At 55.5% G+C, this 22943-nt stretch carries 17 protein-coding genes; 7 read left to right on the forward strand and 10 right to left on the reverse strand.

The features are described 5' to 3' along the window. Positions 1 to 35 precede the first annotated feature (35 nt). Complete coding sequence (locus tag RDK48_RS02720) at positions 36 to 1790, reverse strand: methyl-accepting chemotaxis protein (RefSeq protein WP_298994108.1); 1755 nt, start codon at positions 1788 to 1790, stop codon at positions 36 to 38. A gap of 598 nt (positions 1791 to 2388) precedes the next feature. On the opposite strand from RDK48_RS02720, the gene RDK48_RS02725 reads away from it, so the two are divergent. From RDK48_RS02725 to RDK48_RS02745, 5 genes are all read left to right on the forward strand, one after another. Continuing rightward, the gene (locus tag RDK48_RS02725; RefSeq protein WP_298994106.1) at positions 2389 to 3495 is read left to right on the forward strand and encodes a glutamate synthase; all 1107 of its coding nucleotides are present in this window, start codon (positions 2389 to 2391) and stop codon (positions 3493 to 3495) included. Then, the gene (locus RDK48_RS02730; protein WP_298994104.1) at positions 3483 to 5114 is read left to right on the forward strand and encodes a glutamate synthase-related protein; all 1632 of its coding nucleotides are present in this window, start codon (positions 3483 to 3485) and stop codon (positions 5112 to 5114) included. The genes RDK48_RS02725 and RDK48_RS02730 overlap by 13 nt, the downstream gene beginning before the upstream one ends. A gap of 20 nt (positions 5115 to 5134) precedes the next feature. Further along, positions 5135 to 7432 carry an FAD-dependent oxidoreductase gene (locus RDK48_RS02735; protein ID WP_298994102.1) on the forward strand — a complete coding sequence of 766 codons (2298 nt, stop codon included), beginning with the start codon at positions 5135 to 5137 and terminating at the stop codon, positions 7430 to 7432. Positions 7433 to 7675: 243 nt separating this feature from the next. Further along, on the forward strand, positions 7676 to 8185 hold the full coding sequence (locus tag RDK48_RS02740; RefSeq protein WP_298994101.1) for a nitroreductase family protein: 510 nt from the start codon (positions 7676 to 7678) through the stop codon (positions 8183 to 8185). 34 nt (positions 8186 to 8219) lie between these two features. Beyond that, a complete protein-coding gene (locus RDK48_RS02745) occupies positions 8220 to 8783 on the forward strand; it encodes a GNAT family N-acetyltransferase (protein ID WP_298994099.1) in 564 nt (187 codons plus the stop codon). A 162-nt stretch (positions 8784 to 8945) separates the two neighbouring features. Here the strand turns inward: RDK48_RS02745 and gdhA are convergent, their stop codons facing one another. Together gdhA and RDK48_RS02755 are read right to left on the reverse strand one after the other, a co-directional pair. Continuing rightward, the gene (gdhA, locus tag RDK48_RS02750) at positions 8946 to 10295 is read right to left on the reverse strand and encodes an NADP-specific glutamate dehydrogenase (RefSeq protein WP_298994097.1); all 1350 of its coding nucleotides are present in this window, start codon (positions 10293 to 10295) and stop codon (positions 8946 to 8948) included. Positions 10296 to 10510: 215 nt separating this feature from the next. Beyond that, positions 10511 to 11884, reverse strand: coding sequence for an NAD(P)/FAD-dependent oxidoreductase (locus RDK48_RS02755; RefSeq protein WP_298994095.1), 1374 nt, complete (start codon positions 11882 to 11884; stop codon positions 10511 to 10513). A gap of 454 nt (positions 11885 to 12338) precedes the next feature. Between RDK48_RS02755 and RDK48_RS02760 the strand changes: the two genes are divergently transcribed. Beyond that, positions 12339 to 12767, forward strand: coding sequence for a molybdopterin-binding protein (locus RDK48_RS02760; RefSeq protein ID WP_298994094.1), 429 nt, complete (start codon positions 12339 to 12341; stop codon positions 12765 to 12767). A 294-nt stretch (positions 12768 to 13061) separates the two neighbouring features. Further along, a complete protein-coding gene (brnQ, locus tag RDK48_RS02765; protein WP_298994092.1) occupies positions 13062 to 14363 on the forward strand; it encodes a branched-chain amino acid transport system II carrier protein in 1302 nt (433 codons plus the stop codon). 71 nt (positions 14364 to 14434) lie between these two features. On the opposite strand, the gene RDK48_RS02770 is transcribed toward brnQ, so the two are convergent. The 7 genes from RDK48_RS02770 to RDK48_RS02800 form a co-directional block, all read right to left on the reverse strand. Continuing rightward, positions 14435 to 15679: a diguanylate cyclase gene (locus RDK48_RS02770; RefSeq protein ID WP_298994090.1), complete on the reverse strand. Its 1245-nt coding sequence runs from the start codon at positions 15677 to 15679 to the stop codon at positions 14435 to 14437. Positions 15680 to 16319: 640 nt separating this feature from the next. Further along, positions 16320 to 18179, reverse strand: coding sequence for a carbamoyltransferase (locus RDK48_RS02775; RefSeq protein ID WP_298994088.1), 1860 nt, complete (start codon positions 18177 to 18179; stop codon positions 16320 to 16322). Positions 18180 to 18227: 48 nt separating this feature from the next. Beyond that, positions 18228 to 18377 carry a DUF5989 family protein gene (locus RDK48_RS02780; RefSeq protein ID WP_192111728.1) on the reverse strand — a complete coding sequence of 50 codons (150 nt, stop codon included), beginning with the start codon at positions 18375 to 18377 and terminating at the stop codon, positions 18228 to 18230. Positions 18378 to 18401: 24 nt separating this feature from the next. Further along, a complete protein-coding gene (locus tag RDK48_RS02785; RefSeq protein WP_298994087.1) occupies positions 18402 to 18812 on the reverse strand; it encodes an SxtJ family membrane protein in 411 nt (136 codons plus the stop codon). Continuing rightward, complete coding sequence (locus RDK48_RS02790; RefSeq protein WP_298994085.1) at positions 18812 to 19915, reverse strand: SGNH/GDSL hydrolase family protein; 1104 nt, start codon at positions 19913 to 19915, stop codon at positions 18812 to 18814. Before RDK48_RS02790 ends, RDK48_RS02785 begins: the two co-directional genes overlap by 1 nt. Before the next feature lie 327 nt (positions 19916 to 20242). After that, on the reverse strand, positions 20243 to 21862 hold the full coding sequence (locus tag RDK48_RS02795) for a peptide chain release factor 3 (RefSeq protein ID WP_298994083.1): 1620 nt from the start codon (positions 21860 to 21862) through the stop codon (positions 20243 to 20245). 395 nt (positions 21863 to 22257) lie between these two features. After that, positions 22258 to 22932 (reverse strand): HD-GYP domain-containing protein, encoded by a 675-nt coding sequence (locus tag RDK48_RS02800; RefSeq protein ID WP_298994460.1) that lies wholly within the window; start codon positions 22930 to 22932, stop codon positions 22258 to 22260. Between the last annotated feature and the right edge of the window lie 11 nt (positions 22933 to 22943).

Here is a 22943-nt window from a genome sequence, read left to right on the forward strand (position 1 = left end):
CAAACCGGGAGCCTGGATGGCGGGGGAGGACAGGCCTAGCCCTGCTTCATCTCCTGAATCAGGGCGGCGAGCTTTTTGGCCTGCTCGGTGAGGTCGGCAACGGCGGTGGAAGCCTGATTCATGGCCTCTGCCGTCAGGCGCGAAACCTCGTTGACCTCAACAATGCTGCGGTTGATTTCTTCGCTTGCTGCCGACTGCTCTTCACTGGCGGCGGCAATGGCATTCACCTGATCAGCCGTGGCGGTCACAACCTCCACAATGCCTTGCAGGGCCTCGCCGGATTGCCCGGCCAGATCCGTGGCCACGCCGATGGAACCCACAGCGTTTTCAACGCCCTGCATGCTTTTGGCGGTGCTGTCCTGAATGGCCTGAATGGCCTTGGCCACATCGCTTGTGGAAACCATGGTCTTTTCTGCTAGCTTGCGCACTTCGTCAGCCACAACGGCAAAACCCCTGCCGGCATCGCCAGCACGGGCGGCCTCGATGGCCGCGTTCAGCGCCAGCAGGTTGGTCTGGTCAGCAATGTCGGAAATAACGCCCATAATCTGGTTGATGGCCTGCGCGTGCTCGTTCAGGCGGTTCATGTCTTCCTTGAGCGAAAGCGAGTGGGTCTGCACCTCGGTGATGCTTTCCACGGCGTTTTGTACGATCTTTGCGCCAGCAAGAGCCTTGTCGCGGGTTTCGAGCGATGCGCCCGATGCCAGCCCGGCGTTTCTGGCAACGTCCTGAACCGTGGCGTTCATTTCATTCATGGCGGTGGCTGCGCCAGAAAGCATCTTGGAAGATTCTTCCGCGCCTTCATCAGAGCGTTTGATCTGGTGCGAGAGGTCAGATGAAGCGGAGGAGAGCGCCTCGGCAATGGATTCAAGCTGATGGGCGGCGGCGAGCATGCCTTCCCTGCGGGCCGATTCTGCGCGCAGTTTGGCTTCTTCGGCAGCGGTCTGCGCTACTTTTGCGTGATCCAGGGCTTCGGCGGCCTGACGGGTTTTGTCGGCTGCTTCTTGAATGCGGCCATGCAGGTTTTCTATCATCATGCCCAGCGAACTATTAAGCCGCCGGATTTCGAGCGGACAGGATGCCTTGAGCGTGGGCAGGGCGGCCTCCTGACCCTGGGCGACCTTTTCTGCTTCAACGGTAATTTGCCGCAGGGGCCGACAGATAATGCGGGTAATCAGCCATGCAAAGCCAAGAATGACAGCAAGGATGCCCCCGCAAATAAGCAGCTCAAGATTATCGTAATGGTCGTTTCTCTCGGCAACCAGGTTGGCAACGCGAGTGCGTTCCGCCTCTACGCTGTCGATATACACGCCAGTGCCGATAATAACATCAGTGCCTGGTATCATGCGTGTGTAGGCCAGTTTGGGCTGTATGCCAGCCCCCGGCTTGTCAAAGCGGTAAGCCACGAACGCTCCGCCCTTTTTGGCGGCTTCAATCAACTCGCGTATAAAATAGACCCCATCGCTGTCTTTGAGATCAATAACATTTTTGCCGTTCTGCGACTTGTTGGTGGGCACGTTTATACGAGTGCCGTCTGTTTTATAGGTAAACAGGTAGCCCTCGTCGTTGGGAAAGAAACGCTGATAATCGGTGTATTTTTCAATCAGCGCGTACTGCTCCTTGGGGTCGGTAACCCCCTTGAGCCTGTCGGCAAGGTCTTGGGCGGCAACATCAACAACACTTTTCAGGCCGTACTCATACTTTGACTGTAATGCCGACGAAAGCTGGGGAATGGTTACTTCCGTAAAAACCAGTGTGGACATGTGGGTGTTGGTGAAAAAAAGGGTCGCCATGCCTACGACAAACCCACAGCAAAGGGTAACAAGCCACATTCTCACATTCATCTTTTACCTCGCAGGGGGAATAACCATATTTTATGAAATGCGTTATCAAATTCTTTTTAAAAGGGCTTAAATTATGCCCATCTGAGTCTGATTCTAAGAAAAATATCGGATAATGCCAACATTATGTTATGGCAATATGTCAAATTTGCAAAAAAAAATGCACATCCAGAGATATTTGCAGAACTTTACTAGATTTTTCACATATCAACACCAGTTTTTGTGCATGGTATCAAAACTTAAACACTGTAACTTTTTTTTGATGCAGGGCCTCAATTTATTCTTGCCCATCGAAAAGGTTTGTAGCAAACTCAATTTCCCCCCTGCGCCAGAGGCCGAACGCAACCGCCAGTGTGGATCCGCCGGTTGGAGCGCAGAGGCTGTCTTTTGACAGTCCCATGCTTCAACTCGTGGTGCGTTTTGGTCATGTCTTCAGACTATACCAAAAGGTCAGTCAACTTTGCACCCTACGAGAGGGTTCATTCGCGTCCCTGTAGCCCAGTTTTGCGGGCTGGTCTTCAAGTGACGCATTTTCCCGAGGTTAACAGCTATGTGCAGAATTGGTTCCATCAAGAGCAAGACGCCTGTACCCCCCTCAATGGCGCTCAATCTAATGCTGCCGCAGCAGGAAGGGCATGACAACTCCGGTTTTGCTATGGTTATGCAAGACCTGGAGGGCGTGTTCAGCCACTACAAAGACAAGCCCCTGCTTTCATTGGCCTGCACCCCCGAGGGTGTGCAACTGGTCAACGACTACATGGAAGAAAAGGGTTTTGTGCAGGTTGCCCAGTGGGTGCCTGAAGTGGACAAACGCCCCGGCCTCAAGATTGAGGCCATGCCCCGTTACGTCTTCCGCAACTATGACTACCCCGAGGAATACCGTTCCCGTAGTCAGGAAGAACGCGAAAACCTGCTGCTGGACACACGCCTTGAGCTGCGGGGCTTGTTGGCCGAGAAAAAGAATGGCTTTGTCTATTCGTTCTGGCCCGATGTACTGACCCTTAAAGAAATCGGTGATCCTGCCGACATAGCTGTATATTTTCGACTATGGAAAGACGATGGCCGCCTGACCGCGCGCAACATCGTGACCCAGTGCCGCCAGAATACCAACTACGCCATCGTGCGTTACGCTGCGCATCCCTTCTTTTTGCAGGGCTACACTGTGTGCGCCAACGGCGAGAACACTTTTTTCACCAAGAACAAAGAGTTCCAGAAGTCGCTGCACAGGGGTTATGTGGGTTTTGAATCCGACTCGCAGAACTTTCTGTACACCTTGCATTATGTCTTGCATGAGCTGCGCTGGCCCATCAAGTATTACAAGCACGTGATCACGCCCCTGCCTTTTGTGGAGGCGGAACAGCGCGCTGACCGCAAGGTGCTGAATCTTATTCGCGAATCCCTCGCGCATCTGGAGATCAACGGCCCCAACACCATCATCGGCCTTCTGCCTGACGGCAAGATGATTACCTGCTGCGACTCCAAAAAGCTGCGGCCCGTTGTTGTGGGCGTAAACTCGGACATGGTGGCCATCGCCTCCGAGGTCTGCGGTCTGAACGCCATCATGCCTGACCGCGACATCTCCAACGACATCTATCCCAATGAGCGGGAAATGGTGGTTATTGACAACGATCTGGCGGTGCAGCGATGGAATCAGTAAGAACTCAGGACGTAAGTGTTAACGACCTGCGCTGGAAGATAGAATACCGCCCCGATTTGTGCACCATGTGCGGCTCGTGCGTGGCGGCGTGTACTTTCAACGCCATTGAAGTGGGCATGATGCGCCGCAGCATCACGCTTTCGCGCAAGGCCTTTCCCGACCCGACGCAGGAACATTCCGCGCGCCCGGTCATCATGCAAAAGGCCAGCATACCCAACGCCTGCGTGGGTTGCGGCATGTGCGAAAAAATCTGTCCCAACGCGGCTATCAAACCCGTGCGCAACCAGGATACGCGGTTTCCCCTGTTGGCGCGTCACCACGGCCCCGTCAAACGGGGCGGGCGCACCAACCTGAACCCGCCGCGCACGCTCGATTCCATCTTTGTGGGCCGCATCAGCCAGATGACCGACCCCGCGCTGGATTCCGAGCGTCACACCTTTGATATCCGCTCCCCCCTTGGCCGCGTCATGCTTGCCAAGGAACTGCCCCTGCGCGTTGACGGCGACAGCCTTGTGCTGACCGAGCGCACCCCCCCGGTGCACTGGATTTACCCCGCCATCTTCAGCGACATGAGCATCGGCGCGCTCTCCACCCGCGCGTGGGAAGCCATTGCCCTTGCCGCAGCCTATCTTAATGAACACTGCGGCATGCCTGTGCGCATGTGCTCGGGCGAGGGCGGCATGCCCATCAAGCTGCTGGAATCCGACCAGCTCAAGTACATGATCCTGCAGATCGCCTCCGGTCACTTCGGCTGGAACCGCATCATCAAGGCCATGCCCCGTATGAAGACCGACCCGGCGGGTGTGCTCATCAAGATTGGTCAGGGTGCAAAACCCGGCGACGGCGGCCTCTTGCCCGCAGCCAAGGTGGCTCCGCACATTCAGGCCATCCGTGGCGTACCCAAGGCGACCCTGCATTCGCCGCCGAACCATCAGGGCCTGTATTCCATTGAAGAATCCGTGCAGAAAATGCACCTTTCGCTCAATGCGGCCTTTGGCTTCCGCGTGCCGGTGGCTATCAAGTGCGCGGCATCTGCCACGTCTGTTTCCGTCTACAACAACCTGTTGCGCGATCCCTACAAGATCTGCGGCGGGTTCTTCATCGACGGCATTCAGGGCGGCACTGGCGCTGCCAACGAGGTTTCGCTGGAGCACACCGGGCATCCCATTGTTTCCAAGCTGCGCGACTGCTACATGGCTGCCGTTGCCCAGGGTCTTCAGGGGCAGATTCCCCTGTGGGCTGGCGGCGGCATAGGCCTGACCGGCAACGCGGCTGCGGATGCCTTCAAGATGATCTGCCTTGGCGCCAACGGCGTTATCATCGGCAAGATCCTCATCCAGTTGCTGGGCTGCGTCGGCAATGAGCATGGCCGCTGCAATGCCTGTAATACCGGCAAATGTCCCACGGGCATATGCACCCAGGATCCGCGTCTGGTCAAAAGGCTGGATGTGGACAGGGGTGCGCAGAACATTGTGGACTACATGCTGGCCTTTGACTCCGAACTGCGCAAGCTGCTGGCCCCTGTGGGCAACAGTTCGCTGCCGGTTGGGCGTTCCGACGCCCTGGTTACCACGGACAAGGCTGTGGCCGACAAGCTGGATATCCAGTACGCCTGTTAGATTTTGGCGAGGAGCAGAACATGCTGCGCGTTAGCACGGTAGACGAACACAAGCGCATGTCCACCCAGGATTTGCTGCTGGCCATTGAGGCGGCGGTAGAGAAGGGTGAGACTGACTTTTATATTGAGGCCTCGGGCCAGCACGATATCGGCGGCCCCCTGTGGAACAAGGAAGGAAAAAAGCTGACCTTCAAGGTCAGCAACCCCGGTCAGCGGGTAGGCTCCATGTGCCTGCCCAACACCGAAATCCTGGTTGAAGGCTCCGCCTCGGCGGACGTAGGCTGGTTGAACGCGGGCGGGCGCATTGTGGTGCGCGGCGATGCGGGTGACACTGCGGCCCACTGCGCGGCAGCCGGTACTGTTTACATTGGTGGCCGCGCGGGTACCCGCTCAGGCTCCCTGATGAAGCACGACCCCCTTTATGAAGCCCCGGAACTCTGGGTGCTCAAGAGCGTGGGCAGCTTCTCTTTTGAATTCATGGGCGGCGGCAAGGCCGTTGTGTGCGGCCATGACAGCCAGAACATTGCCTCGGTCATGGGCGAACGCTCCTGCGTCGGCATGGTTGGCGGTGCTGTTTACTTCCGTGGGCCTGTTGGACAGCTGCCCAAGGACGTGCGCCTTAATCCCCTGGACGATGAAGATATCGCCTGGCTTGATGCTGGTCTTGACGACTTTCTGATGGCCATTGATCAGCCCAGCCTGCGCAGCGAACTGTGCGACTGGAGCCAGTGGCAGAAGATCACGCCGCTGCCGTTTGAGGAGCGCGGCCAGAAGGAAGTCTTGAGCCTTGGGCAGTTCCGCAGCAAGGAATGGATACCCAGCGGTATTTTCAGCGATGTGGCCCCCGATGACTTTATGGTCAACGGCCTGGTGGCGCGCGGCGATTACCGCCTGCGTGTGCCCATGTGGCAGAACGCCGAGTATGCCGCCCCTTGCGAATTCAACTGCCCGGCGTCCATCCCCACCCAGCGCAGACTTAACCTTCTGCGTGAAGGTAATGTGGAAGAAGCCTACCGCATGGTGCTGGATTACACGCCGTTCCCCGGTTCCGTCTGCGGCAGCGTGTGCCCCAACCCCTGCATGCAGAGCTGCACGCGCACTGATCTGGACAGCCCTGTGCAGATCGGCAAGCTCGGTTCCTATTCTGCGGATATCACGGTCGAAAAGCCCAAAACCCGCACCGGCAAGCACATTGGCGTGATCGGCGGCGGTGTTGGCGGCCTCACGGCTGCCTGGCAGCTCGCCCGGCTGGGCCACGACGTCACCGTGTACGAAGCCGATTCCGTTATGGGCGGCAAGCTTGAGCAGGTGATTCCCCGTGCCCGTCTGAACCATGACCTGCTGCGCAAGGAACTCAAGCGCATTGAGGACATGGGCGTGACCTTTGTGAACAATTGCCCTGTTGACGCCAAAAAGTTCGAGGAACTGCGCAAAAAGCACTCTGCTCTGGTGGTCGCCACCGGCGGGCATGTGCCGCGCATCTTCCCCTGGCCCGGTCACGAAAAGATCGTGGCTGGCATCGACTTTCTGAAGGCCATCAACAAGGGCGAAAAGCCCGCCGTGCCCGACAGCGTGATTGTTATCGGTTGCGGCAACGCGGGTATGGACGCCGCTGTGGGCGCATACGCCATGGGCGCCAAGCAGGTGACCTGCATCGACGTGCAGAAGCCCGCCGCCTTTGCTCACGAAATTGAGCATGTTGAAGGACTGGGCGGCAAACTTGTGTGGCCCGTGCAGACCAAGGAAGTCACCGATAACGGCATCATCACCCAGGAAGGGACGCTCATTCCCGGCAAGATGGTCATTATCACCATTGGCGAATCGCCCGACCTCTCCTTCCTGCCGGAAGGTCTGGAAAAGTTCCGCGAATGGATCGTGCCCAAGCCCGACCTCAGCATCATGGACGGCGTTTTTGCAGTGGGCGACGTTATCAAGCCCGGTCTGCTGGTGCATGCCATTGGCACGGGCCGCGATGCCGCCTTTGCCGCTGATGCCTTTGTGCGCGGCGAAACCTACACGCCGGAAAAGAAAAAGCTCGTGCCTTCCACGCGTCTGCACACGGCCTATTTTGCCAAGTGTCATGACCGTGAGCTGCCTACGCCGCAGGATGAATTCTCCCGCTGCGTGAGCTGCGGCACCTGCCGCGATTGCAAGATGTGCCTCAAATCCTGCCCGGAAAAGGCCATCGACCGCAACGAAACCGCTGGCGGCGGATTTGAATACGTTTCTAATCCTGCCCGCTGCATCGGCTGCGGCATCTGCGCAGGCATCTGCCCCTGCGGCATCTGGACCATGTATCCCAACTGGGACATGAGCTAGACCTCTGGCGGGCTTTTGTCTGCCCTGAATGAACGCAAAGCCCCCTTTCTCCCGCCACACGGGTAAGAGAGGGGGCTTTTTGCGCCGCCAGTGTCGGGCATCCTGCACTTTTGTTTGAGGCAAAATTATTGCATACTGGCGGAAGGCACAGTTTATCTGTATTCAGTCCGCGCTGCATTTCGCCCTGGTTTGCGCGCAATCGCAGTATGCGGTTTCACTGCCAGCATTTTCAGGAGAATTTCAATGGATGTTTTTGAAGCGCTGTTTACCCGCCGCAGCATACGTAAATTCACGGCTGAGCCTGTGAGCGATGAAGATTTGCAGCTCGTACTCAAGGCCGCCATGTGCGCGCCCAGCGCACACAACAAACAGCCCTGGCACTTTGTGGTTGTGCGCGACAAAGCTTTGCTGGCATCCATTGCCGAGCGGCACCCTTATGCCAAAATGGCCGCCGAAGCGCCTGTGGTGATTGTGGTTTGCGCCAATCCGGATGAAGCCAAAGCTCCCGGCTACTGGCAGCAGGACTGCACGGCTGCTCTGGAAAACATGCTGATTGCCGCGCGCGGCCTGAACCTTGGCACGGTGTGGTGCGGCATGTACCCCTTTGAAGACCGCGTTGAACCCATCCGCGAACTGCTCAATGTTCCGGCCCAGATCAACATGCTTGGTCTTGTGGTTATGGGGCACCCTGCGCAGCCTTTTGCCGAGGCGGACAGATTCAACGAAAGCAAGGTTCATCTGAACGGCTGGTAAACATCGCTACTCCGCAACCTTGAGGCCTGCACTCATGGATTCACAACCATTGCACTCCAGCGCCGGCTGCGCGCCGCACATTATTGTAGATGACGCGCAACCGGATGATATGGCGGCAGTACAGGGCATTTATGCCTGGCATGTGCTGCACGGGCTGGCAACTTTTGAAGAGCTGCCGCCCAGTGTGGAAGAAATGGAGCGCCGCCGTCAGGCAGTGCTTGCATCTGGTTTGCCCTATCTGGTGGCCCGGCAGGACAATACCGTTGTGGGCTATTGCTACGCTGGTCTGTACGGTGCGCGGTCGGCTTACAGATTTTGCCTTGAAGATTCCATCTATGTTGCGCAAGAGGCCATGGGGCAAGGACTTGGGCATGCGCTGCTGCAAACGCTCATTGAGAGGTGCGAGCGCGGCCCCTGGCGGCAGATGGTGGCTGTTATCGGCCACAGCGGCAACGCTGGTTCCATTGCCCTGCATGCGGCGCATGGCTTCAGGCACACGGGTTTGCTCCAGTCTGCTGGCTACAAGCTCGGCCAATGGGTTGATGTTGTGCTGATGCAGCGGGCACTGGGCCCTGGTGACACCACCAAGGCACTGTAATCGCGAGGCAGCTGCGCAAAAAATTGCGGCAGCATAGCGTAATCACAAAAAAAGCCTGTGCGGTACGGAATTTGTCCTTCTCAGGAATATTCCGCAACGCAGCAGGCTTTTTGTCATACTTGCCGGTCAGGCATACTCAGGGCATGACTGCCAATCGTAGTGCTACACGCCCAGGGCGATCATGGCGTCAGCCACCTTGCGGAAGCCCGCAATGTTCGCGCCCATCACAAGGTTGCCCTTGTGGCCGAATTCTGCGGCAGTGGCAGCGGCACGCTGGTGAATATCATACATGATGTGCTTGAGCTGGTTGTCCACCGCTTCAAACGTCCAGCGCTGCATGCTGGCATTTTGCGCCATTTCAAGCTGGCTGACCGACACGCCGCCCGCGTTGGCGGCCTTGGCGGGGCCGTATGCGATGCCGGAAGAAATAAAGGCATGCACTGCGTCAAGCGTAGAGGGCATGTTTGCACCTTCTGCCACGCAACCGCAGCCGTTGGCCAGCAGGGTTTCCGCGTCCGCAATGTTCAGTTCGTTCTGCGTCGCGCAGGGAAAAGCCGCAAAGCAGGGCACGTTCCACACGGCATTGCGACCCGCGGGATAAGACGCCACAGGCGTGTATTTGGCGGAAGAAACCAGCTCCGCATAGCGGGTGAGGGGGCCGCGCTCAATTTCTTTCACCTGCTTGAGCACGTCCAGCCTGATGCCCTCTGGGTCATAGATCATGCCGCGCGAGTCGGAAACGGTCACAGGCTTTGCGCCCACCTGAATAAGCTTCTGGCAGCAGTGGATAGCCACGTTGCCCGCGCCGGAAACCGTGCAGACCTTGCCTTCAAGGCTCTGGCCGCGCGCATCAAGCATGGCCTGGGCAAAATACACAGCGCCGTAGCCTGTGGCTTCAGGCCGCGCCAGCGAGCCGCCAAAGAGCAGATTTTTGCCGGTAAGTACACCCTCGTAGCGCCGAGTCAGGCGCTTGTACTGCCCAAAAAGAAAGCTGATTTCCTGACTGCCCACGCCAATATCGCCAGCTGGCACGTCAACTGTTGCGCCAATATGCGTCCAGAGTTCCGTCATGAATGCCTGGCAGAAGCGCATGATCTCCGTCTTGGATTTACCCTTGGGGTTAAAATCAGAGCCGCCCTTGGCGCCGCCGATGGCAAGGCCCGAGAGCGAGTTTTTGAAAATCTGCTCAAAACCAAGAAATTTCAGCACGCCCTGATTCACGCTGGGGTGAAAGCGCAGACCGCCCTTGAACGGGCCAAGAGCCGAGTTGTACTGAACCCTATAACCCCGGTTAACCTGAACCTGTCCTGTGTCGTCCATCCATTGTACGCGGAAGGAGACGCAGCGTTCCGGCTCCACAATCCGCTCAAGGATTTTCATTTTTGCGTATTCAGTTTGCTTGTCCAGGATGGGCTGCAGACTTTGCAACACCTCTTGTACAGCCTGCAAAAAAACAGGTTCATGGGGATAGGTTTCTTTAAGGTTATTTAACACTCGTTCAACATAAGGCATGTTGCTCTCCTGATAGGGGGGATAAGGATTGCACGAAAAAATTTCCGCATAACATTGATTCAAGCAGGTTTTTTTTAGACAAGATGATGCAGTTTGACAAGAATTTAAAAAAATACGTAATCCGATATGGGGGATGTGACGTTTGCGACAAAAAGCCCCGGTCGGCTTGAGAGGCTGACCGGGGCTGAATGACGGGAATGGGAAAATTTATGGCATCAGCCAGCAAAAGGTTCTTGTGGCGCCTCCAGCGCAGCGTGTAACGCTTCGTCCAGTGTCGGGTGCGCAAACATGAAGGCATTGAGCGCAGAGCCGTGGTATTGGCCTATGAGCAGCAACTGCGCCGCTGTGACAAGGTGCGAAACCCCGTGCCCCAGAGCTGCAATGCCGACAATGCTGTCGTTCTGCCACACAATTTTGATAAAGCCGGACGCGTCGCCCCCGGCCTGGGCAATGGCGTTACCCATGAGTTGCGCCTTGGAAACAGCCACCGGGCCGCTCTGGGCCTGGGCCTGCCTGGCGGTAATGCCCACACGCATGATTTCCAGGCTGCCGTAAACGCAGGAAGGCACCGGCCCGGAAGCGTAAGGGCCGCTTTGCGCCCCAATAATGCGCCGCGCCACATACGCGCCCTGATGCTCCGCAGCATGCGCCAACAGGGTTTGTCCGTTAATGTCGCCAATGGCGTAAACGTTTGGGGCAGCCATAAGGTGCTCGTCAACAGTGATGAACCCGCGCGCCTGAAGCGTGCATCCGGCTTTTTCCGCTCCAAGATTATCAGTGTTGGGCGTTCTGCCTACAGCCACAAGAGCCTTGGCGGCGGTCAGTTCCCTGCCGTCCTCAAGTACGAGCACAGCCGCGCCCTCGCGCGTTGTCAGCGATGCAGCCTTAACGCCTGTGATGCAGGTTATGCCGGTTTTGCCAAGGAGCTTTGCCATTTCCTGACCAAGATCGGCATCTTCCGTTGGGGCAAGGTGGGGTGCGGCTTCTACAATGGTGACCTTGCTGCCCATTGCGTTGAAAAAGTCGGCCATTTCAAGGCCGATGGCCCCCGCGCCCACAACAATCAGGCTTTCCGGCACAGCGGGCACGCGCAGCATGTCCGTGCTGTCCAGAACGGCATCATGGTCGGGCGTCATGCCAGGGAATGCAGCGGATCGGGAACCGCCAGCAAGGATTATGTGTTCTGCCCGCAGATTCAGCACCGTGCCGTCTGCGGCTGTCACCAAAACCTCCGAGGGGCTGGTGCAGGCGGCGCGGCCTTCAATAAGCGTTACGCCAAGCTGCTCCAATCCCTTGCTCAAGGTCTGGGACGAGGCTTTGACAAAACGCTGAATGCGTTTTTGCAGAGCATCGTAATCCACCTCAATGCTGCCCTTGGCTACGCGTTGGCGCTCAAGACCACGCAGCAATCCCGCAGGAGCGGTTGCGCCCAGCAGCAGCTTGGTAGGGATGCAGCCGCAGTTAAGGCATACGCCGCCCATATGGGTGCTTTCCACCAGCGCCACGGATTTCCCGCCACGGGCAAGTATACCTGCGGCCTTGGCTCCGCCAGGCCCGCCGCCGATAATGACAACATCAAACGTATTCATGCGCTTCTCCGGATATTGGCAGTTGGGCATGTGTCACACGCACGGTTAATCACTGCGTGGCTGTCATGGCCCCACTGAAGGCTGCTGTTGTAGGGAAAGGCCGCTGGCTCCGCGCTAGGCGCAGTAGAACTCGGCTTGTGGCTGAGCATAGTACGGTGTCTTGAACACATTGTCACCATGCGCGCTCTGGCGGCGGCGATAGACTGCATATTCTGTGTATCGAGGTGGCGCTGTGCTTTTGCCGGGGCATCCAAAAAATATTTTTTATAATCACGCATTTAATTAAAATCGTGATAATTTAATCGCATGAAATAACAGAATATTAATATTTATCAATGTAACGCTGCGAGTGGTTGGCTATTTTACTGCAAAGCCTGTAGTCTTGCTCCATACAAAGCGGAGGTTGTCCTCCCCCCGATTATTGAAGTCACTCCGCAAACTGAAGGAGAATCATATGGAAACCAGCGCAAGAAACGTTTTTTCCGGAAAAGTTGTTGCCGTTAACTCCGGCGCAGTCAATGATGAAGTGGAATTGTCCGTTGAAGGCGGGATCAGCATTGTTGCTTCCATTACCAAGGTGAGCACCAAGAATCTTGGCCTTAAGCCCGGCACCAGCGCAATGGCTCTCATCAAGGCCAGCTTTGTGCTGCTGATGAATGATGCAGAAAACTACCTGCTCTCTACTCGCAACCAGTTTGCCGGTACCGTGAGCAAGGTCACCCCCGGCGCGGTCAATGCCGAGGTTATCGTTGAACTGCCCGGCGGCGCTTCCATCGCCTCCATTGTGACCATGGGCAGCATCAAGAACCTTGGCCTGGAACCCGGCAAAAAGGTTACCGCCATTGTTAAGGCCTCGCAGGTTATTCTTGCTGTAGCCAAATAGATCGATTCATCGAGTTTAGGTTAGGGCCATTCTCACTGGCCTTGACCGGTAGCGGCTCTGCTGTTTGCAATAAACGGCAGAGCCGAATTTTTTGCTCTGTCCTGCGTATATAATGCGTATATAACATACTGAAAAGTTATTATTTTTGAACACCTGCCGCGCCTGACCCAAAAAAATTTGACCTGACCATATAGCCTGCGGCCTCGCCTTCTGATATTTGAGGCGGCGCGGGTGGCTTGCGCCGCGCCTCGGCAAAGGGCAGACCCCCTGTAATACTCGTACTACTGGAATTTTATGAACAAAAAACTCGTGCGCGATTCATTTGTGGTTGGGGCGGCCTTGTTCGCCATGCTTTTTGGCGCGGGGAATGTGGTTTTTCCCCCCTACATTGGCCTGACGGCGGGATCGCAGTGGTTCACGGGTTTTTTGTGCTATTACGCGGCAGATGTGGGCCTTGCCCTGCTGACCATTTACGCCATGCTGGCTTCTTCTTGCATTGACAGAAAGGAAGGGCTTTTTTACAGGCTTGGCGGAACCCCGGCTATGCTCATGATGTTGGCAATCATTATGTGCATTGGGCCGTTGCTGGCCATTCCACGTACCGGGGCTACCGCCTTTGCCATTTCTTTTGCGCCGCTTGGCTACTCGTCAAAGGGGTTCAGCCTTGCCAAGGTTCTCTATTCAGCGGCTTTTTTTGGCATTTCTACCTTACTGGCGTATCGCGAATCAAATATGGTGGACGCCATTGCCCGCTACCTTTCACCCATCAAGATCGGCGGTTTTATCCTGATTGTATGCGCCGCCGTAGCCTGGCCGCTGGGAGAAATCGACGCCAACGTGCATGACGCCAAGGTTGCGTGGAACAGCATTCTCGCCGGATATCAGACTCTGGATGTCATGGCCGCGTTGGTTTACGGTTTTATTATCGTGAATACGCTCAAGGCCAAGGGCTATACCTCAGGCAGTCAGAAGGCGCTTTCCGTTGGCCTGTCCAGCCTTGTGGCAGGGGTGCTGTTGTTCATAATCTACGGCGGGCTGTGCTATCTTGGTGCGGCAGGTTCCGGCCTGTATCCGGCTGATACGGAAAAAGGCGCGCTGGTATCCAGCCTTGTGGGCGGGCTTTTTGGGCGTGCCAGCAATTGGCTGCTGGCTGTAGTGATAAGTGTTTCCTGCATGGCAACGGCTGTGGGGCTGATAGGCACCACGGGCACCTTTATTTCGCAGTTCAGCAAGGGGCGCTTCAGTTACAGGGCTGTGGTCATCACCACTGGTTTGTTCAGCATGGTGGCCTCAAACGTGGGGCTGGACAGCATCATTTCGCTTGCGGCGCCAGTGCTGATTTTTCTGTACCCAGGCACTTTGACTGTTATCGTGCTTTCACTGTTTGATAAGTACATCAAGAACGACAACATCTTCCGTTTTGCTACGGTTGGCGCTTTGCTGAGCAGCGGCCTGAGCGTGCTTGAAGATTTTGGGCTGCCCATCAAGCTGACAGCCCTGCTGCCTTTTGAATCTGTGGGGCTGGGCTGGATATTGCCCGCCCTGATTTTTGGCATTGCAGGTTTTTTTGTGCGCCAGGGCAAAGGCAGGGCGTAGTATCCAGGCAGCTATTGCTGCTGGCGCTTTGCGCCTCGCATCTCTTTTGCGGAAGTCAAGATCAGCGCTGATTAGCCATGATCAGCAGCATGCGACGGGGCGGGCGTTCCAGGCGCTGTAGCGTCAATTTTGCCAAAGCACCTGTCGTCAATCATGATATGCTGGGCTGTGAGTTCGTAAATCATAAAACGGAGCAAGGCCGCAAGGCCTGCACCATCGCGCTGAAACTGGGCCAGAAGGATGTTGGCTCTGTCCAGCAGGCGCTGATGCGCCTGCAAGTGCGAGGGCGCATCCGGGTATCCGATCTGGTTCAGGATGTGCTCCTCAAACTGAAAATGCTCCACCGTGTCCGCCAACAGGCCTTCAACGGCGGCGGTAATTGCTTTTTTGTCAGCGCCGGAGCTGTCCAGTTGCAGCAGGTTGTTGACTGTTGCAAACAGATTGCGGTGCTGCCTGTCAATCTCCTCATGCCCGCATTCGTATGTTTCGCTCCACTGAAGGCGCAATGCGCTTGAAGGGCTGCAAATAAAATTGCTGATACTGCCGTCCAGATCCTCCACCCTGACCTGATTGCGGCCACTAACTTTAGCTCTGTACAGAGCCATATCTGCCCGTTGCATCCATTCTTCCATAGTATCAGTTGCCCGACAGGCTGCCACGCCAATGCTTACTGTAACTCTTGCATTAAAAGAAAAATGCAGTTTTTCAAGATGATCGCGTATGTGCTCCGCGAGGGTTACGGCATCAAAAAAAGTGGAGGAGGGTAAAACCACAACAAATTCTTCTCCGCCCCAGCGTCCCGGCACGTCAGTTGCGCGTATGTCTGTACACAGCAACCTGCCAACCCCTCGCAGCACCTCATCGCCAGCAATGTGGCCGAACTGGTCGTTGATACGCTTGAAGTTGTCCAGATCCAGCATCAACAGCGTAACCGGATGCCCATAGCGGTGCATGCGCGCCATCTCTTGCTGCAAAATCTCTTCAATGCGTACACGGTTCCAGCAGCCGGTCAGTCTGTCCAGCAGGGCCGCCTTACGCAAGGCCGCATCTGAGCGCTCCTTTGCCATGAGCGCAAAGCCGTTTGATACCATGATCAAAGAAATAAATGTGACAATGTACAGTGTTACCTGCGCCGGTGTGGTCAGAAAAATGCTCATTACCTCACTGGGGGCAATAATGGCTACACAGAATTTCCACGCAAGCGAGAGGATTGATAGCCCAATGCCAAATACCATCAGGTTGCGCCCACGCACAGAGAATTCAAACTTGTAGCTCAGCAGTGCCTTTTGCACCAGAAAACCCTGAACAGCCAGCATTGCATTGACCAACAGAACGCGAAAGACCACAGAATTAAAGGAAATCAGAACACCAACCGTTGTGACCAGGGGAGGCCCCCAAAATAGAAATCTGTTTCGCGGATGTATGCCAAGAAAAATATGAACAGCATAGTAAAAAATTGCATAGGAAATAGAAAAAAAAGTGTTTGCGCACACAACAGATAAAAAATCTGGAATATTTCCACGCAGGGTAAAGAGAATATAACTTGTAGCATGAATGCAAAGGGCCAGACCCCATTCGCGTAGTCCATCGCCTGCATGGCGTTCAGAAGCCGCAAGCGTAGATACTGCAAGGGTAATGCAACCTGCAACCAACATTACAAATATTGTTGGAATGTGTAATTCCACACTAGCTCCCAATTTACCAGGTCACATGCATGTGATGCATCTTGTGTATAAGGTATTATAGAAATTGAAATAGATCTGCTGTCAAATTATATAATATTTTTGCGAACGGCAATAAGATTACTTGATTGTATAAACAATTATTAATAGCTTTTTTTACTCTGCGTGAGCATACTGATGCCATTCTGACAGTGTGCAATTTCAGCGCGTAAACCAAGAGCGGAACTCCTAAATGGGGTTCCGCTCTTGGTTTACGCGCTGATGCCGCAGTGCTTCAGTCGAGGGTGAACATAGACTTGAAGTCTATCTTTTCTTGCCACTCTGGCTGGTTGCGCTTGTCAAAAATCATGTCACCAAGCACAAGAAAGTCCATTTCTGTGCGCATAAAGCATGTATACGCATCCAGCGGCGTACAGACAATGGGTTCGCCGCGCACGTTAAAGCTGGTGTTGACGACCATGGGGCAGCCCTGCTCACGCCGGAACGTGTCTATCAGCCCCCAGTAACGGGGATTGGTGCTGCGCGAAACGCTCTGGATGCGGGCAGACCAGTCCACATGCGTGATGGCCGGGACCGTGGAGCGTTGCAGATACAGCCTGTCGTAGAGCGGCAGCTCACGTACGTTTTCCGGCAATTGCGTGCGGTGCTTCTGCGCCACAGGAGCGCACACCAGCATGTAGGGGGACTTGGCGTCAAGATCAAACCATTCGGCGCAGTATTCTTCAAGCACAGAAGGCGCAAAAGGGCGGAATCCCTCGCGAAACTTGATCTTGAGGTTCAGCTTTTTTTGCATTTCGGGCCTTCTGGGGTCGCCCAGAATTGATCTGTCGCCCAGGGCGCGAGGGCCATATTCCATGCGGCCCTGAAACCAGCCAACCACAGAGCCGTCTGCCAGGTGCTGGGCTACTGTGGAGTACAGTTCTTCGAGGTTGGTGTATTCGGTATAGGGCGCGTCAAAACGGCGCGCAACCCGCAGAATGTCGTTGCGCGAAAACTCCGGCCCAAGATAGGATCCCTGCATGGCATCAATGCCGTTGGGGGATGGACGCTCGTTGCCGCCCCAGATATGCCAGGCAGCCTGCGCAGCGCCCAGTGCCCCGCCAGAGTCGCCGGAGGCGGGCTGAATCCATACATTCTTGAAGATGCCGCTGCGTATCAGCAGGCCATTGGCAACGCAATTCAGGGCCACGCCGCCCGCCATGACCAGATTGTCGCAGCCGGTCAGCTCGCGGGCTGTGTGGGCCAGCTTGAGCACGATGTCTTCCGTCACCTGCTGGATAGCCAGCGCCAGGGCCATGTATTCCTGACAGATTTCGCTCTCCGCATCGCGAGGGGGAATACCCAGCAGCCTTTCCCACTTGTCGCGCTTGTACATGCGCAGGCCAGTGGCATAGTCAAAGTATTCCATATTCAGCAGTAGGGAGCCGTCTTCGCGAATGTCCACAAGGCTGTCGCAGATGGCTTTTTTGAGCCTGCCTACAAGCTCCATGTCGCCATCGCCGTACGGAGCAAGCCCCATGAGCTTGTATTCGCCCGAATTGACCTTGAAGCCGCAGTACGCGGTAAAAGCCGTGTAGAGCAGGCCCAGCGAGTGGGGGAACTGCTGCTCTTTAAGGATGCGGATGCTGGCGTTCTCGCCAAGGCCAATGGTGGTGGTTGCCCATTCGCCAACGCCATCAATGGTCAGGATGGCGGCCCTGTCAAAGGGCGAAGGATAAAAGGCGCTGGCAGCGTGCGAAAGATGGTGCTCAGGAAAAAGCATTTTGGGCGAGCCGGGGCCGAGCTTGGCGATGGCCTCGCGCAGCATGGAGCGCATGAACAGCTTTTCCTTGATCCAGACGGGGATTGCGGAAAGAAAGCTGCGCAGGCCAGCCGGGGCAAAGCCGTTGTAGGTTTCAAGCAGGCGCTCGAACTTGAGGTAGGGCTTGTCGTAAAAAGCCACTGCCTCAAGATCGGCAATATTCAGGCCGCCCTCGCGCAGCACGTAGGCAGCTGCGTGGCTGGGAAATCCGGAATCGTGTTTGATGCGTGAAAAGCGCTCTTCGTGAGCGGCTGCCACAATTTTACCGTCCACCAGCAGCACGGCTGCGGAGTCGTGATAATAGGCAGAAATGCCAAGAATGGCTCTGGGCATGAAGGCTCCCATGTGTCGTTGGCGCTGGGTGCGCCTGACCAGATGCTGTTAAAAAACAGAGTAAATAAAGGGCGCTATGGCCGAGCCGCTGGTCATCACTACAAGCACGCCAAACAGCAGCAGAACGAGCACAAGGGGAAGCAGCCAGAATTTTTTGCGCTGCATAAAAAATTGCAGCAGGTCTTTAAGAAAATCCATTGGTATCTCCTGAAAGAACAAATCCTAAAAAGGATGTTCCAGATCTTTTGCTTCAAAGGTATGGTCGCGCGAAACAAAGGTGGAATCCGTGCTCTTTTTCCAGCCTTTGCGGCGCATGGGGTCATGCCCGAAAAGGCGCATGACAAGCGCCAGCGGGGTCACCACAACAAAAAATATGACGCTCAGCAGCAAACGCGACATGACGGAGCCAAGCAGCAGGGAAAGGCCCAGCCAGATCTTTGCCAGGGGCGAGTACAAGCGGGGCCAGACCATGCCCGCCAGCAGCAGCCCCAGAGCAAGGGGCAACAGGGTGAGCGACCGGGTGAACATGACAGCCAACAGACATATCAATGTCATGGCCATAGCGGTATCGGCGCATTCCTTGTTGCTCACGGCAGCAGGAAAAAAGCCGAAATGTAGTTTGCGGTGTTGCATCAGTTTCCTCTTGCAGCGGGGGATGATTGCAGGGCGGCCCGCACGTACGGCTCAAGAATGTCTGCGGCAACAGCGTTGCCAAAGGCATTCCAGTGCTTGTCGCAACTGAAATACAGGTCGGGGTATTTGACGCCGCGTGCAAGCATGGCAGGCATCAAGTCCACATAAGTCGCGCCGGTGCGCCCGGCCAGTTCGCGCAGCTTGCGGGCAAGGGGCGGCTCCTTGCCGTCATAGTGTTCAAAATCCTGATAGGCAGGGATGGTGAACAGAATAACCTTGCGGTTCCCCGCTTCGGCCACAAGCTGCTCCAGTGAATAGCGCATGATGTTCCATTCGTTCTCGGGCACAGAATAGTACATGGAGCCGCCCGAAGGATCACCGGTATTTTCAGGTGTCCAGCGGGGGACAAGCTTCATGTTTTCGATCTTGAAATCATTCAGATAAATAGCAACCCGGTACAGGCAGCTCCATTCCAGCAGGGAGAGTTTGAAGCTCTTGACCAAGGCCTGAACCTTAGTCGGCTGGGGCAGCTTCTTAACCGGGTAAAAAAGCTTGTAATCAGGATAATCGCCAACCAGATATGGGCGGTAATCGTCCGTGTCCTGAGTGTAGTAGAAATCCAGGCTGTTATCTTCAAAATCATTGCGGGGCAGAATACCCAGCAGAACAACATCATGCCTGAACTGTTTAACCATATGCTTGTATTGCAGCCATTCCTGAATGGTGCCAAAACCGCCGGAAGTGCCAAAATTGAGCACTTCCTTGCCGGTCGAAGCCTCAAGCAGGTTGGAGAGCCTGTCTTCCGAGCTGTTGCCCCATCCTTCAATAAAAGAATCGCCTAGAATAACAACGCGCGGCTGGTCTGCATCCATGGTGCGCTCCTTGTCGCGCATGCCAAGGGCATTGGAAGCGTACTGGGCCGTGAAGCAGGCCTTTTTGTGCAAATATGTGGATGAAGGGTGGTGCCATACGCCAAAATGCTCGTCGCTGAACGTCCAGAACTTGCTGTTAACGTTCACCAGACTGTAAGACGGCATCTGAATGTTTGTGTTTATATACTTGATGTAGAAATAGGATGCCACCTCAAGCATGGCTATCAGCATAAACAGAAAAATCAGGAATCTTTTTAGCATAAAGGAGTGGTTGAAAGAAAGTTTCGGGGTTCAGGCGTGGGGGCTTCCTCACCGAGGGAGCACCTGAACGGGAAGGCCAAAGCGTAAGCATAATCAAGTAGACCATATATGCCTGCTTTGCCAATTTTTCAAGCATGGTTTTGTGAGGGCAGAAACTCTATATCCCCATAAGGTACGGCCTGCGGCACCTCACTATGTAATCAGAATTGAAAATAACCGCACAAAAAACCTTTTTTGCAGGATTTTGTGCGGTTATTCAATTTTATGCAGGTGTGAACAGCTGGAGTTTTTGTCTGGCTATCTGATTTCACGTGTGGTGTGGAATGTTATCTGCGGCCATTCTTCAATAATCCGCGAGAGCCGCCATTCGTTACTGGAAAGGATGGCAAGGCAGTCGTCGCCGTCGTAGGCGAGGTTCGACTGCTGGTCGGATTTAAAGGACTCCAGCGCCGCCCTGTCATTGGAGGTTATCCAGCGCGCGGCAGAAATGGGGCAGGGCTCGTACAGGGCAATAACACCGTATTCGGCCTTGAGCCGGGCAATGATAACGTCAAACTGCAACACGCCCACTGCGCCAAGAATATGCGAGCTGTCAGTGATCGGGCGAAAAACCTGGATGGCCCCTTCTTCCGCAAGCTGTTTCAGCCCTTTGGCAAGCTGCTTGGAGCGCATGGGGTCAGCCAGCTGCACACGGCGAAAATGCTCGGGCGAAAAGTTGGGAATACCCGTAAACTTGAGCGGCTCCGAGGTTGTGAGCGTGTCACCGATTTTCAGGGTACCGTGGTTATGCAAACCGATAATGTCGCCGGGCCATGCATCTTCAACGCCTTCGCGGTCTTGCGCCATAAAGGTGATTGCCCGCGAAAGCTGCACCTCTTTGCCGATGCGATGGTGCTTGACCTTCATGCCGCGCTCGAACCTGCCGGAACAGATGCGCATAAAGGCAATTCTGTCACGGTGGGCGGGGTCCATGTTTGCCTGAATCTTGAAAACAACGCCGGAAAAATCTTCTTCAAGCGGATTGACCACACGTTCGCCCGTGGCGCATTCCGCCACGCGGGGGATGGGGCCGGGCGCAAGACGCACAAGGGTGTCGAGCAGTTCCTGAACGCCGAAATTGTTGACCGCGCTGCCAAAAAATACCGGGGTCTGCTTGCCCTTGAGGTACAGTTCCTTGTCAAAAGGAAAGCCCGCGCCTTCCAGCAGATCAATTTCCGTTCGCAGTTGCTCGGCGGCGTCTTCACCAATCAGTTCGGCAAGTTGCGGATCGTTCAATCCGTTGATGACCAGAGCTTCCTTGGGGCGGGAGGTTTTTTTGCCGTCCTCCGCAAAAAAGCGGATGGCCTGCCGCTCAATGTCGTACACGCCCTGGAAGCTCTTGCCCATGCCAATGGGCCAGGTCATGGGCGCGGCCTGAATGCCCAGGGTCTGCTCAATATCGCTCAAGAGGTCAAAGGCATCGCGGCCTTCGCGGTCAAGCTTGTTGATAAAGGTCAGAATGGGCGTGTCGCGCATGCGGCACACTTCCATGAGCTTGCGGGTCTGCGTTTCAACGCCTTTGACCGAGTCAATGACCATGAGGGCGGAGTCCACAGCCGTGAGCACGCGGTAGGTGTCTTCTGAAAAGTCCTGGTGACCGGGCGTATCAAGCAGATTTATGATATGGTCGGCGTAGGTGAACTTCATCACTGATGATGAAACAGAAATACCGCGCTCGCGTTCAACTTCCATCCAGTCAGATGTGGCATGGCGCTGGGCCTTCTTGGCTTTGACCGCGCCCGCCATCTGGATGGCCCCGCCGAACAGCAGCAGCTTTTCCGTGAGGGTTGTCTTGCCTGCGTCAGGGTGGGAAATAATGCCGAAAGTGCGGCGTCTGAGCGCTTCGCGACTCATGGCCGAAGATATGTTTGTTTGCATAAGTCTGCCTGGAATTCAGAGGTCAGGAGTGTGCCGGGGGGTCAGAATCCGGCTACATAGCGGCGCAAAGGTCTGCCGCATAATAAGAGCTGGCTGGTTGCGCGGGCTTGGGCAAAAAAGCAGCACGGCGAATGCCGTGCGTTTGCGTTGCGCTGCAACCATCCGCATCCACACCGCGAGGACAAAACCTCACGAAACACAGCGTGGGCCGTTCATTTGCCAAAACGACAATTTAACCACTTACTTTAAGGCAGTCAAACAGTTTACATGGGGTGACTGCTTGAATTGCAGATGCCCGGCTGCAGTGTGAGCCGCAGGTTCAGCAGGTTACAAACCTGTGAAGGATGTTGCGCCAACACCGTATGCTGGACTTTCTGGCACTTATTGATGGATGTTCAGCCCACACGCAACATGGCAACAAGGTCGCGCAGCCTGTCCCTGATGCTCATAAAGGCTTTGACCACATCCGGATCAAACTGGCTGCCAGTACCTTTTATTATTTCACGGCAGGCCTCGTCAAAGCTCTTGGCCTGGCGGTATGGGCGGGATTGCAGCATGGCAGAAAGACTATCCGCAACAGTGATGATGCGTGCGCCCAGGGGAATATGCCCGCCTTTAAGCCCCTGCGGGTAACCGTTGCCGTCAAAACGTTCGTGGTGGGCGCGTACCATATCCACAATGCCGCAATCCCGCAGGCAGGCTATGGGAGCAAGGATGTCGGCCCCCATGTCTGGATGCTTGCGGATCGCCAGCCATTCCTTGGGAGCAAGAGCGGATGTTTTGGCCAGAATGTCGTCAGGAACGCCAATTTTGCCAAGGTCATGCAGGTGCCCGGCCACATGGATTATGTCGGCAACCTGGTGCCCCAGACCCATTGCAAGGGCCAAAGACTGCGAGATGATGGCAACTTCTTCTGAATGGGCGAGGGTATAGGTATCCTTGGCGTCTATGGCTTTGCCGAGTGATTCCGCAAGCTGGTGGATGATTTCTGTCACAGCAGAGCTGCAAGGAACGAGTTTTTCGTGGCGGGTGGCACATTCGGCAAGGTTAAGGCGGGAATGACACAACATTACGTATCCTT

Origin of the sequence: uncultured Desulfovibrio sp., from assembly GCF_902477725.1 — a bacterium.
GTDB lineage: Bacteria > Desulfobacterota > Desulfovibrionia > Desulfovibrionales > Desulfovibrionaceae > Desulfovibrio.